The sequence below is a fragment of the Streptomyces sp. NBC_00873 genome, from assembly GCF_045207415.1.
GTDB lineage: Bacteria > Actinomycetota > Actinomycetes > Streptomycetales > Streptomycetaceae > Streptomyces.
Map to the genome: position 1 here is coordinate 7,288,917 of NZ_CP108803.1, position 12,834 is coordinate 7,301,750.

Sequence of the window (12,834 nt, forward strand, 5' to 3'; positions counted from 1 at the left end):
CTTGACCGGCCCTTGGCACTGTCACACCCTAGCGTCTATTGCCGTTAGGTGTTCGACAATGTCGACCGACGAACGGCAGTGTTTCCCCCTGCTGAATGAAGCGTCAAGAGTTCCTGGGCCTTTGATCCGATCGTTACCGATTGATTCGATCATCACCGATGATCTGCCAGAACGGTCAGAATCGCCCGGCGCCGAGATCCCGGGAGACGGCCCGGGCGCAGTCCCGTACTGCCGCGACCAGCTCGGGGCGGAGCTCGCCCCCGGAGCAGACGCGTTCCACCGCCCCGGTCACGGCCACCGCGCCGACCGGCATCCGGCGCCGGTCGTGGATCGGTGCGGCCACCGCGGCCACCCCCTCCCACGTCTCCTCCACGTCGGCCGCCCAGCCGCGCGCCCGGGTCAGCGAGAGCACCGACTCGAACTCCTCCAGGTCGGTGACGGTGCGCGGGGTGAAAGGCCGCCGCTCGGCCTCGACCGCCTCGGTGTGCGCCACCGGGTCGTACGCCGCGAGCACCTTGCCCAGTGCGGTGGAGTGCAGCGGCTGCATGGCCCCGACCTCCAGGACCTGTCTGCTGTCGTCGGGGCGGAAGACGTGGTGCACGATCAGGACGCCCTGCTGGTGCAGGACCCCCAGGTGGGCACTCTCGCCGCTGGAGCGGGCCAGGTCGTCCGTCCAGACCAGAGCGCGCGCCCGCAGCTCGTGGACGTCCAGATAGCTGTTGCCCAGGCGCAGCAGCTCGGCGCCCAGCTGATAGCGCCCGGAAGCCGCGTCCTGCTCCACGAAGCCCTCGTGCTGCAGCGTGCGCAGAATGCCGTGCGCGGTGCCCTTGGCCAGGCCCAGGGAGGAGGCGATGTCGGACAGCCCCAGTCGTCGTTCGCCGCCCGCCAGCAGGCGCAGCATCGCCGCCGCCCGCTCGAGCGACTGGATGTTCTTGGCCATGGCGCCGTACTCCTCCACTTATGGTTCGACAATGCTGAACACTATCGGCCGATGCCGACCAATGCTCGATCGTGCGGCGATCCTGCTCCGCCGCACCGCCCCGGACATGCCCCCGCACAGCATGCCGTCCGTTCCGTGGGACACAGTGACCGTCGAAGGCGGCACCCGGCTACCCTGACGGGGTGCGGCCTCCACCGAGGCCGCAAAGCCGACAGCCGTCGCATCCCTGGGAGTACATCCATGGCCCCGTCGCCGACCCCTTCCGCTGACAGCCGGAACCGAGCCGAAGCCCTCCGCGAGGCACTCGCCACCCGCGTGGTGGTGGCCGACGGTGCCATGGGCACCATGCTCCAGGCACAGGACCCCACCCTTGAGGACTTCCAGCACCTCGAGGGCTGCAACGAGATCCTCAACGTCACCCGCCCGGACATCGTGCGCTCGGTGCACGAGGAGTACTTCGCGGTCGGGGTGGACTGCGTCGAGACGAACACCTTCGGTGCCAACGCCTCCGCCCTGGGCGAGTACGACATTCCCGAGCGCATCCATGAACTGTCCGAGTCCGGCGCGCGCATCGCCCGCGAGGTGGCCGACGAGTTCACCGCCTCCACCGGGCAGCAGCGCTGGGTGCTCGGCTCCATCGGTCCCGGCACCAAGCTGCCGACGCTGGGCCACGCGCCGTACACCGTGCTCCGCGACGGTTTCCAGCAGAACGCCGAAGGACTGATCACCGGCGGCGCGGACGCGCTCATCATCGAGACGACGCAGGACCTCCTCCAGACCAAGGCCGCGGTACTGGGTGCGCGGCGGGCGCTGGACGCGATGGGCAGCGACCTCCCGCTGCTGTGCTCGCTGGCGTTCGAGACGACCGGCACCATGCTGCTCGGCTCGGAGATCGGCGCCGCGCTGACCGCGCTCGAACCGCTCGGCGTCGACATGATCGGCCTGAACTGCTCGACCGGCCCGGCGGAGATGAGCGAGCACCTGCGCTACCTCACGCGCCACTCCCGCATCCCGTTGCTCTGCATGCCCAACGCCGGACTGCCGGTGCTCACCAAGGACGGCGCGCACTTCCCGCTCGGTCCCGAAGGACTGGCCGACGCGCAGGAGACGTTCGTCCAGGAGTACGGCCTCTCGCTGGTCGGCGGCTGCTGCGGTACGACTCCGGAGCACCTGCGCCAGGTCGTCGAACGCGTCCGCGGCGCCGCCCTCACCCCCCGCGACCCGCGCCCCGAGCCCGGCGCCGCCTCGCTGTACCAGACCGTCCCGTTCCGCCAGGACACCTCGTACCTCGCCATCGGCGAGCGTACGAACGCCAACGGATCCAAGAAGTTCCGCGAGGCCATGCTGGAGACCCGCTGGGACGACTGCGTGGAGATGGCGCGCGAACAGATCCGTGAGGGCGCGCACATGCTCGACCTCTGCGTCGACTACGTCGGCCGGGACGGTGTCACGGACATGGAGGAGCTGGCCGGACGCTTCGCCACCGCCTCCACGCTCCCGATCGTGCTCGACTCCACCGAGCTGCCGGTCCTGCGGGCCGGTCTGGAGAAGCTCGGCGGCCGGGCGGTCCTCAATTCCGTCAACTACGAGGACGGCGACGGACCCGAGTCGCGCTTCGCCAAGGTCACGCAACTGGCCGCCGAGCACGGTGCCGCGCTGATCGCTCTGACGATCGACGAGGAGGGCCAGGCCCGCACCGTCGAGCACAAGGTCGCCGTCGCCGAGCGGCTGATCGAGGACCTGACCGGCAACTGGGGCATCCATGAGTCCGACCTCCTCATCGACACGCTGACCTTCACCATCTGCACCGGGCAGGAGGAGTCCCGCAAGGACGGCGCCGCCACCATCGGCGCCATCCGCGAACTGAAGCGGCGCCATCCCGAGGTCCAGACCACACTCGGCCTGTCGAACATCTCCTTCGGTCTCAACCCGGCCGCCCGGGTCGTCCTGAACTCCGTCTTCCTCGACGAGTGCGTCAAGGCCGGTCTCGACTCCGCCATCGTGCACGCCTCGAAGATCCTGCCGATCGCGCGCCTGGAGGAGGAGCAGGTCAAGGTCGCACTCGACCTCATCTACGACCGCCGCGCCGAAGGCTACGACCCGCTGCAGCGGCTCATGGAGCTCTTCGAGGGCGTCAACATGAAGTCGATGAAGGCCGGCAAGGCCGAGGAGCTCCTCGCGCTGCCGCTCGACGAGCGCCTCCAGCGCCGCATCATCGACGGGGAGAAGAACGGCCTGGAGACCGACCTCGACGAGGCACTGCAGACCCGTCCGGCTCTCGACATCGTCAACGACACGCTGCTCGAAGGCATGAAGGTCGTCGGCGAGCTGTTCGGCTCCGGTCAGATGCAGCTGCCGTTCGTGCTCCAGTCGGCCGAGGTCATGAAGTCCGCCGTGGCATACCTGGAACCGCACATGGAGAAGTCCGACGCGGAGGGCAAGGGCACGATCGTGCTGGCCACCGTCCGCGGCGACGTCCACGACATCGGCAAGAACCTCGTCGACATCATCCTGTCCAACAACGGCTTCAACGTCGTCAACATCGGTATCAAGCAGCCGGTCTCCGCGATCCTGGAAGCCGCGGAGGAGCACCGCGCCGATGTCATCGGGATGTCCGGCCTCCTGGTGAAGTCCACCGTGATCATGAAGGAGAACCTGGAGGAGCTGAACCAGCGCAAGCTGGCCGCCGAATATCCGGTGATCCTCGGCGGCGCGGCTCTCACCAGGGCCTATGTCGAGCAGGACCTCCACGAGATCTACGAGGGCGAGGTCCGCTACGCCCGCGACGCGTTCGAGGGCCTGCGCCTGATGGACGCCCTGGTCGCGGTCAAGCGCGGCGTCCCCGGCGCCGCCCTCCCCGAGCTCAAGCAGCGCCGCGTCCCCAAGCGGGAGACCGCCGTACTGGAGGTCGAGGAGCGCGAGGACGGCGTACGGTCCGATGTCGCCACCGACAACCCGGTACCCGAACCGCCGTTCTGGGGCACTCGTGTCGTCAAGGGCATCCAGCTCAAGGAGTACGCCTCCTGGCTCGACGAGGGTGCGCTCTTCAAGGGCCAGTGGGGCCTCAAGCAGGCCCGCGCCGGTGACGGACCGACGTACGAGGAGCTCGTGGAGACCGAGGGCCGCCCGCACCTGCGCGGCTGGCTCGACAAGCTGCACACGGAGAACCTGCTGGAAGCCGCCGTGGTCTACGGCTACTTCCCGTGCGTCTCCAAGGGCGACGACCTGATCCTGCTGCACGAGGACGGTTCCGAGCGCACCCGCTTCACCTTCCCGCGCCAGCGCCGCGGCCGCCGCCTCTGCCTCGCGGACTTCTTCCGCCCGGAGGAGTCCGGTGAGACGGACGTGATCGGCCTCCAGGTCGTCACCGTCGGCTCGAAGATCGGCGGCGAGACCGCGAAGCTCTTCGAGGCCAATTCCTACCGCGACTACCTGGAGCTGCACGGTCTCTCCGTCCAGCTCGCCGAGGCTCTCGCCGAGTACTGGCACGCCAGGGTCCGTTCCGAACTCGGCTTCGGCGGCGAGGACCCGGCCGCAGTCGAGGACATGTTCGCGCTGAAGTACCGCGGCGCACGCTTCTCCCTCGGCTACGGGGCCTGCCCCGACCTGGAGGACCGGGCGAAGATCGCCGACCTGCTGCAGCCCGAGCGGATCGGTGTCCACCTCTCCGAGGAGTTCCAGCTCCACCCGGAGCAGTCCACGGACGCGATCGTCATCCACCACCCGGAGGCGAAGTACTTCAACGCGCGGTAAGGAAATGTCCGACGCGCCGTAGCGGGACAAGTCGTACACTGGTCGGTCCAGTGCAGGCCGGCCGCCCTTTCCCTGGAAAAGGCGGCCGGCCTTCTCGTCCCTCATGGAAGGTGTGCCGCATGACCAGTACGGTCCCCGCGTCCTTGATCCGTACGGCGGAAGGCGCCGCCCTGCAGGCCGTCTTCCTCGACATGGACGGCACCCTGGTCGATACCGAGGGTTTCTGGTGGGAGGCCGAGGTGGCGGTCTTCGCCGACCTCGGGTACCGGCTGGACGAGGCGTGGAAGGACGTGGTCGTCGGCGGGCCGATGACCCGCAGCGCCGGGTATCTCATCGATGTCACCGGTGCGGACATCACCCTCCCGGAGCTCACCGTGCTGCTCAACGACCGCTTCGAGGAGCGCATCGACCGCGGTGTGCCACTGATGCCGGGCGCCGCACGGCTGCTCGCCGAACTGGTGACGCACGAGGTCCCGACCGCCCTGGTCTCCGCCTCGCACCGGCGCATCATCGACCGGGTGCTGGACTCGGTCGGCCACCACCACTTCTCGCTCACCGTCGCAGGTGACGAGGTCTCCCGGACGAAGCCGCACCCGGAGCCCTACCTCACCGCTGCCTCCGGCTTCGGCGCGGCCCCCGAGCGCTGTGCGGTCATCGAGGACACCGCGACCGGTGTCGCCGCGGCAGAGGCCGCCGGCTGCTGGGTCGTCGCCGTACCGTCCGTCGCACCGATCGCACCCGCATCGGGCCGGGTCGTGGTGGGTTCCCTCGAAGAAGTCGATCTCGCATTTCTCCGCGGTCTGGTTACGGGAATGCATTGATCCCCGTACCGAGAGTATTTCTGTGAATGAATAGAAAAACTCTCGGCGTGGCCGTGTGCGCGTTTCGTCACGCATGCGTAGGGAAAAGTCGGGAGCATGCCAAGGCGGAGAATGGCCCGGGGGTGAGCTTTGTCACCTCGAAGGCTCGCAGCCTCCCTCAAGATCGCCCGAGTTATCCGTTATTATCCGCCCAATCGTCCCGATTCGTGGAGCCCTGTACGGAACCTTCCCCGCCCGGGAAATCAGCTCGGCGACAATTCCCTTCACCATTCGATTGCGCATGGGGTGCCGCCGGTCAGGGATTACCGGTGGCGCCCACTAATGTCGTTTTCTCAATGGCCGGATGAGGGAGAACGTCCAAGATGAACCGCAAGACTCTGGTGCTGCCGGCCGTCGTCGGCCTGCTCGCCCCCGTACTCGCCGCCTGCGGCGCGACGGACGACGGGAGCGATGGCAACGCCGCCATCGTTGTCGGCACCACGGACGAGTTCGTCGCCACCGAGGACAACCCCGCACCGCTCGACCCCGCCATCGGCTACGAAGCAGGCGTCTGGAACGTCCTGCGGCAGACCGTGCAGACGCTGACCCACGTCCCGCGCGGCGGCGGCGAGCCCGTCCCCGAGGCCGCCGAGAGCTGTACGTTCACCGACCGGCAGAACGAGAGCTACCGCTGCAGGCTGCGCAGCGGTCTCACCTTCGCGAGCGGCAAGCCCATCACCGCCGAGGACGTTAAGTACTCCATCAACCGGGTCATCGGCATCGACTCCGACAACGGACCCGTCGGCCTGCTCGCCAACATCGACACGATCGAGACCCGCGACGACAACGAAGTCATCTTCCACCTGAAGACGCCGGACGCGACCTTCCCCTACAAGCTCGCCACCCCTGCCGCCGCCATCGTGCCGAAGAGCAAGTACCCGGCGAAGTCCCCGCGAGAAGGCTTCCAGGTCGACGGCTCCGGCCCCTACACGATGAAGCCGGAAGTCAGGAACCACCAGGTCGACAAGATCGTCTTCACCAGGAACCCGAAGTACAAGGGTGATCTGAAGGTCCTCAACGACAAGGTCGAACTCGACCTCTTCCCCGACGCCACGGCGATGGGCAAGGCACTTGACGACAAGAAGATCGACATGATGACCCGCACCATGTCGCCCGGCCAGGCCAAGCAGATGCTGGAGAAGCCGAAGGACGGCATCAAACTCACCGAGATGCCCGGCCTCGCCATCAGCTACCTGGGCTTCGACACCACCGACCCCGCGGTGAAGAACAAGGCCGTCCGCCAGGCCATCGCCCAGGTCATCGACCGCGGCCAGATCGCCGGCCAGGTCTACGGCACCACCGCCGAGCCGCTCTACTCGCTGATCCCGTCCAGCATCACCGGGCACACCAGCTCGTTCTACAACAAGTACGGCGAGCCCAGCACCGGCAAGGCCGCCGCACTTCTGCAGGCCGCCGGCATCAAGACCCCGGTGAAGTTCACCCTGCACTACACGACCGACTACTACGGTCCGGCCACCGCCGACGAGTTCAAGACGCTGAAGAAGCAGCTGAACGACACGGGGCTGTTCGACGTCACCACCCGGGGCACCCCCTGGGCGAAGTACCGAGCGGCACAGAAGCGCGGCGACTACGCCGTCTACGGCCTGGGCTGGCTCCCGGACTTCCCGGACCCGGACAACTACACGGCGCCGTTTCTCGACAAGGACAACTTCCTCAACTCGCCCTACAGGTCCGCGCTGGCCCAGAACACGCTGATCCCGCAGTCCCGCCGCGTCTCCGACCGCGCCGCCGCCTCCAAGACCTTCCAGAAGCTCCAGGACCTCGTCGCCACCGACGTTCCTGTGCTCCCGATCTGGCAGGGGAAGCAGTACATTGCCTCCCGCGACGGCCTCACCGGCGTCGAGTGGTCGGTCAACTCCTCCGCCGACCTCCAGTTCTGGGAGCTCGGCCGCAGCGCCGCCTGAACCACGGCGCCGCTCCGGCGCCCGGTCCCGGCCGAACCGTGCCGGATCACTGGGCGCCGGGGCGCACCAGTCCGCTCTCGTACGCGTACACCGCGGCCTGCACCCGGTCGCGCAGCCCCAACTTCGTCAGCACATGGCCCACATGCGTCTTGACCGTCGTCTCGCTGACGAACAGATCGGCGGCGATCTCCGCATTCGACAGACCACGCGCCACCAGCTTCAGCACCTCCACCTCACGCTCCGTCAGCGTGTGCAGGGTGTCCGGCACGGGATCCTCGCCCGACGGGAGATGATCCGCGTACTTGTCCAGCAGCCTGCGCGTGATGCTCGGGGCCAGCATCGCCTCGCCTGCCGCGACCACCCGGATCGCCTGCACCAGCTCATTGGCCGGAGCGTCCTTCAGCAGGAAGCCGCTGGCACCGGCGCGCAATGCCTCCACCACGTACTCGTCGAGATCGAACGTGGTCAGCACCAGCACCTTCGCCGGGCCGTCCCGGCCCGGTCCCGTGATCTGACGAGTCGCCTCGACGCCGTCCATCCGCGGCATACGGATGTCCATCAGCACCACATCGGGCTGCAGTGCCCGCACCTGATCGAGAGCCTGGAGACCGTCACCGGCCTCGCCCACCACCGCCAGATCCCCCTCCGCCTCAAGAATCATCCGAAAGCCGGTGCGCAGCAGCGGCTGGTCGTCGACCAGTAGGACGCGGATTGCCACCAGATCTCCTCAAGCTCCTTCAACGGCCGCCGGTCGGGCGGCCTCGGCCTGGACCGGGTCCATTCTGCCCTGCACACCCTGGACCGGAACGGCCGGGCGGACCGGCAGCGGATAGGCCGGGGGAGTCCCGCCGAATTCCGGACAGACCGCCTGGTGGTCGCACCAGCCGCACAGCTTCGTCGGCCGCGGCCGCCACTCTCCCGTCTCCGTGGCCAGCCGGATCGCGTCCCACAGCGCCAGCAGCTTCCGCTCCACCCGCTCCAGATCCGCCACGACCGGGTCGTACGTCATGACGTCGCCGCTGCCCAGATAGACCAGCTGCAGCCGGCGCGGCACCACACCCTTCAGCCGCCAGATCACCAGGGCGTAGAACTTCATCTGGAACAACGCGCCCTCCGCATACTCCGGTCGCGGCGCCTTCCCCGTCTTGTAGTCGACGATCCGGACCTCGCCCGTCGGTGCCACATCGATCCGGTCGATCACCCCGCGCAGCCGCAGCCCCGACTCCAGCTCCGTCTCGACGAACATCTCCCGCTCCGTCGGCTCCAGGCGCGTCGGATCCTCCAGCGAGAACCACCGCTCCACCAGGCTCTCGGCCTCCGACAGCCAGCGCGCCAGCCGCTCGCCCTCTGCATCCTCCGCGAACAGCTCCGACAGCTCCGGCTTCGACTCCAGCAGCCGGTCCCACTGGCCGGGAACCATCGCCGTCGCCCGGCCCGCCGTACGCTCCGCCGCCGGTGCGTCGAAGAGCCGCTCCAGCACCCCATGCACCAGCGTGCCCCGGGTAGCCGCCTCACTGGGCTTCTCCGGCAGCCTGTCGATCACCCGGAACCGGTACAGCAGAGGACACTGCATGAAATCGCTCGCCCGCGACGGCGACAGGGACGAAGGCGGCTGCGGCGGCCGGGGCACGGAAGTCATGACGAAGACCCTACGACCCGCCACTGACACTCGCGGCCTCCCCCGCGATAGGGCGGGAGGCCATAGGCGGCATACCATCGACGACAGACCCTCGCACACTGCATGATCGTGCCGAAAGGCACCGACCGAAGGGACCCCGTGGACGAGAGCGGCGACAGCGGGCAGCCGCAGCCCGGCGCCGGCGGAACGGACCCCGCCGCGCCCGAGAACGGCAAACCGCAGCGCCCCCGGGAGCCGGGCGGCGGGCTCCTGATGGGCCGCCCCTTCGGCGTACCGGTATACGTCGCGCCCAGCTGGTTCCTTGTCGCGGCGCTCATCACCTGGGTCTTCGGCGGCCAGCTCGACCGCGTCCTGCCGGAACTCGGCGCGGTCCGCTATCTGGTCTCCCTCTTCTTCGCGATCGCCTTCTACGCCTCCGTACTCGTCCACGAACTCGCGCACACGGTCGCCGCGCTCCGCTACAAGCTCCCCGTGCGCCGCATCCAGCTGCAGTTCTTCGGCGGCGTCTCCGAGATCGAGAAGGAGTCCGAGACTCCCGGCCGCGAATTCGTACTCGCCTTCGTCGGTCCCCTGCTCTCCCTGGTACTCGCCGGCGTCTTCTACGTCGCCATGAAGTTCGTCGAACCCGGCACCGTCCCCGGAGTCCTGCTCGCCGGACTGATGATCTCCAACCTCATCGTCGCCGCCTTCAACCTGCTGCCCGGCCTCCCGCTCGACGGAGGCCGCATGCTCCGTGCCGTCGTCTGGAAGATCACCGGCCGCGCCATGAGCGGCACCGTCGCCGCCGCCTGGGTCGGGCGCGCTCTCGCCGTGGCCGTCCTCATCGGCCTCCCGCTCCTCACCCGCACCGGCGGGCTCGGGAACAACCCCGACGACGTCAGCGGCATGGACACCGTCACCAACGCCCTGCTCGCCGCGATCCTCGCCGCCATCATCTGGACCGGAGCGGGCAACAGCCTCCGCATGGCCCGCCTGCGCGAACACCTCCCCGACCTGCGCGCCCGCACCCTCACCCGCCGCGCCGTCCCCGTGGAAGCCGCCACCCCTCTCTCCGAAGCGCTCCGGCGCGCCAACGAGGCGGGCGCCCGCGCCCTCGTCGTCGTCGACGGACACGGCGACCCCAAGGCCGTCGTCCGCGAGGCCGCCATCGTCTCCGTCCCCGAACACCGCCGCCCCTGGGTCGCCGTCAGCGCCCTCGCCCAGGATCTGACCGCCGGAATGATGATCTCCGCCGAACTCACCGGCGAAGAGCTCCTCGACACCCTGAAGGCCAGCCCCGCCACCGAATACCTGGTTCTCGAAGAGACCGGCGAGATCTACGGAGTCCTCTCCACCGCCGACGTCGAACGCGCCTTCGTCGCCGCCATGGCCCGCCCCGCCGCCTGATAGGCTGTCGGGCTGACTTCGATCGGGAAGCGTGCATGCCAGGGCACGACTGCCCGATCAGAGTCAGCCCGACAGCCTCTGAGGGCTGTCCGGCCGGTCGGGCCGGGCTCTCCGGCGCGCGGTCGGAGCCCCTGGAAACACCGGTACGCTGGTCACATGTCTGAACCGACCGGTGCCGCCCGCCGACGCGGGCCCTTCAAGGTCGGGGACCAGGTCCAGCTCACCGACCCCAAGGGACGCCACTACACCTTCACGCTCGAAGCCGGAAAGAACTTCCACACCCACAAGGGTTCTTTCCCGCACGACGAGCTGATCGGTGCTCCCGAGGGCAGTGTGGTCCGAACCACGGGAAACGTCGCCTACCTCGCGCTGCGCCCCCTGCTCCCCGACTACGTCCTGTCCATGCCCCGCGGCGCCGCCGTGGTCTACCCCAAGGACGCGGGGCAGATCCTGGCGTTCGCCGACATCTTCCCCGGCGCCCGCGTCGTGGAAGCCGGCGTCGGCTCCGGCTCGCTCTCCACCTTCCTGCTCCGCGCCATCGGCGACCAGGGCATGCTGCACTCGTACGAGCGCCGCGAGGACTTCGCGGAGATCGCCCAGCAGAACGTCGAGCGCTACTTCGGCGAGCCGCACCCCGCGTGGCAGCTCACCGTCGGCGACCTCCAGGACAACCTCTCCGACACCGATGTCGACCGGGTCATCCTCGACATGCTCGCCCCCTGGGAATGCCTGGAGGCCGTCTCCAAGGCGCTCGTCCCAGGCGGCATCCTCTGCGCCTACGTCGCGACCACCACCCAGCTCGCCAGGACCGTCGAGTCCATCCGCGAGATCGGCTGCTTCGCCGAACCGCAGCCCTGGGAATCGATGATCCGCAACTGGCACGTCGAGGGTCTCGCGGTCCGCCCGGACCACCGCATGATCGGCCACACCGGCTTCCTCGTCACCGCGCGCCGCCTGGCCGACGGTGTGGAGGCTCCGCTGCGCCGCCGCCGGCCCGCCAAGGGCGCGTACGGTGAGGACTACGACGGTCCCGGCAGCCAGAGCGGCTCCTCCTCCCGCGGCTGACCCCGCACAACGCACCGGCGCCGCCGCGGAGTTCCCGGACCGTCCCGGGAACTCCGCGGCGGCGCCTATTCGTTGCCCGTGTGGAGGCTGCTGCTGTGGGGCTGTGCACGGAATCCCAATCCGTACCGACCCCACCGTTCCACCGCCCTGTGAGGTGTGGCACGATGCTGGCCACCCCCACCCCATGGCTGACGCCCCGCCTTCCCGGCATCGCCGCACCACAGGAACCACAGGAGACATCCCGCGTGCAGACCTCCGAGCTCCCGGACCTCGCGCACACCGACACCGGGCCGATGCAGTGGCTCGTGACCGCGACCGCCATGGCCGCCGTCGTCGCGGCAGCGGGCATGCTCCAGCCCGATGCCGCCACCGCCTCCGCCTCGACCCCGCACCGGACCGCCACGCAGCACGGCACCGCGCCCGCGGCCGCCCCCGATCCGACCCGGGCGACCTTCCCGCTGGACTGCGGGACGGTGGGGAGCACCGTCGCCAAGCAGATCCCCGGTGATCTCGACGGCGACGACCGGCCGGAAACCGTCGCCGTGGTCCACTGCGCGGCCGGATCCGGCACCCCGCCGAGCGGTGTTTACGTCCTCACACAGGGAAGCGGGGCCGCACCCCGGGTCGTTGCGACCCTGGTGGACCCCGCCCAGCAGATGAGCATCGGCGACTTCACCGTGCGTGACGGAATCATCTCCGCCACGCTCCTCGGCTACTCCTCGCCCGAGACCCCGCGCTGCTGTCCCGACCAGCAGGAAAAGGTGACCTGGCAGTGGCGGAACGGCGCTTTCGTCCGCGCCGCGGAGAGCGAAGCGAACAGCGCCTGACCGGTCACTCCCCGTACCCGGCAGGCCGGAGCCGACGGATCAGGCCGCGTCGGGGCCGTAGACCTCGACCCTGTCCGAAACGCGACGTACATGAATGCAGTCGCCCGGGCACTCCTTGGCCGAATCGACCACGTCCTGAAGCAGCGGAAGCGGAACGGGTGTCGTCGCCCCCTTGTCCTGCAGCAGCTCGTCGTCGCCGCTCTTCACGTACGCCAGACCGTCGATGTCCAGCTCGAAGACCTCGGGGGCGTACTGGACGCAGATCCCGTCTCCCGTGCAGAGGTCCTGGTCGATCCAGACCTCCAGGTCCTGCGTGTCGCTTCCGGTGGGAGCGTCCTGCTGCACGGTCATTTTTCCTGCCGTTCCCTGCGTATCCGAACCAAAAATAGCCAGCCCTGACGGGTGTTGACCGGTTCGACGATACAACCGGCCGCTTTCC

The 12,834-nt window shown here is 68.8% G+C and carries 10 protein-coding genes; 6 read left to right on the plus strand and 4 right to left on the minus strand.

Going from position 1 to position 12,834, the window contains the following annotated elements; all coding sequences use genetic code 11:
• Positions 1-175 precede the first annotated feature (175 nt).
• Positions 176-940, minus strand: coding sequence for an IclR family transcriptional regulator (locus tag OH809_RS33630; protein ID WP_406417874.1), 765 nt, complete (start codon positions 938-940; stop codon positions 176-178).
• 240 nt (positions 941-1,180) lie between these two features.
• Here OH809_RS33630 and metH point away from each other — a divergent pair, with 240 nt between their 5' ends.
• The 3 genes from metH to OH809_RS33645 all read left to right on the plus strand — a co-directional run bounded on the left by metH (position 1,181) and on the right by OH809_RS33645 (position 7,478).
• Complete coding sequence (gene metH / locus OH809_RS33635; RefSeq protein ID WP_406417873.1) at positions 1,181-4,693, plus strand: methionine synthase; 3,513 nt, start codon at positions 1,181-1,183, stop codon at positions 4,691-4,693.
• Between the two features lie 119 nt (positions 4,694-4,812).
• Entirely contained in the window at positions 4,813-5,514 is a 702-nt protein-coding gene (locus OH809_RS33640) for an HAD family hydrolase (protein WP_406417871.1), read from the plus strand.
• A gap of 362 nt (positions 5,515-5,876) precedes the next feature.
• Complete coding sequence (locus OH809_RS33645; protein ID WP_406417869.1) at positions 5,877-7,478, plus strand: ABC transporter substrate-binding protein; 1,602 nt, start codon at positions 5,877-5,879, stop codon at positions 7,476-7,478.
• A 46-nt stretch (positions 7,479-7,524) separates the two neighbouring features.
• Here OH809_RS33645 and OH809_RS33650 read toward each other — a convergent pair whose 3' ends face one another.
• Positions 7,525-8,196 (minus strand): response regulator transcription factor, encoded by a 672-nt coding sequence (locus OH809_RS33650; protein WP_266987616.1) that lies wholly within the window; start codon positions 8,194-8,196, stop codon positions 7,525-7,527.
• Between the two features lie 9 nt (positions 8,197-8,205).
• A complete protein-coding gene (locus tag OH809_RS33655) occupies positions 8,206-9,051 on the minus strand; it encodes a RecB family exonuclease (protein WP_406424827.1) in 846 nt (281 codons plus the stop codon).
• 204 nt (positions 9,052-9,255) lie between these two features.
• Between OH809_RS33655 and OH809_RS33660 the strand changes: the two genes are divergently transcribed.
• The 3 genes from OH809_RS33660 (at position 9,256) to OH809_RS33670 (ending at position 12,395) form a co-directional block, all read left to right on the plus strand.
• The gene (locus tag OH809_RS33660; protein ID WP_406424825.1) at positions 9,256-10,503 is read left to right on the plus strand and encodes a site-2 protease family protein; all 1,248 of its coding nucleotides are present in this window, start codon (positions 9,256-9,258) and stop codon (positions 10,501-10,503) included.
• Positions 10,504-10,659: 156 nt separating this feature from the next.
• On the plus strand, positions 10,660-11,568 hold the full coding sequence (locus OH809_RS33665) for a tRNA (adenine-N1)-methyltransferase (RefSeq protein WP_037700492.1): 909 nt from the start codon (positions 10,660-10,662) through the stop codon (positions 11,566-11,568).
• Positions 11,569-11,813: 245 nt separating this feature from the next.
• A complete protein-coding gene (locus tag OH809_RS33670) occupies positions 11,814-12,395 on the plus strand; it encodes a hypothetical protein (protein WP_406424823.1) in 582 nt (193 codons plus the stop codon).
• A 39-nt stretch (positions 12,396-12,434) separates the two neighbouring features.
• On the opposite strand, the gene OH809_RS33675 is transcribed toward OH809_RS33670, so the two are convergent.
• Positions 12,435-12,746 carry a ferredoxin gene (locus OH809_RS33675; RefSeq protein ID WP_327247296.1) on the minus strand — a complete coding sequence of 104 codons (312 nt, stop codon included), beginning with the start codon at positions 12,744-12,746 and terminating at the stop codon, positions 12,435-12,437.
• Between the last annotated feature and the right edge of the window lie 88 nt (positions 12,747-12,834).

Bases quoted from the DNA above. Each gene is read 5' to 3' on its own strand.
- OH809_RS33630 (WP_406417874.1), bottom strand. From the start codon at position 940: ATGGCCAAGAACATCCAGTCGCTCGAGCGGGCGGCGGCGATGCTGCGC.
- metH (WP_406417873.1), top strand. From the start codon at position 1,181: ATGGCCCCGTCGCCGACCCCTTCCGCTGACAGCCGGAACCGAGCCGAA.
- OH809_RS33640 (WP_406417871.1), top strand. From the start codon at position 4,813: ATGACCAGTACGGTCCCCGCGTCCTTGATCCGTACGGCGGAAGGCGCC.
- OH809_RS33655 (WP_406424827.1), bottom strand. From the start codon at position 9,051: ATGCAGTGTCCTCTGCTGTACCGGTTCCGGGTGATCGACAGGCTGCCG.
- OH809_RS33665 (WP_037700492.1), top strand. From the start codon at position 10,660: ATGTCTGAACCGACCGGTGCCGCCCGCCGACGCGGGCCCTTCAAGGTC.
- OH809_RS33645 (WP_406417869.1), top strand. From the start codon at position 5,877: ATGAACCGCAAGACTCTGGTGCTGCCGGCCGTCGTCGGCCTGCTCGCC.
- OH809_RS33675 (WP_327247296.1), bottom strand. From the start codon at position 12,746: ATGACCGTGCAGCAGGACGCTCCCACCGGAAGCGACACGCAGGACCTG.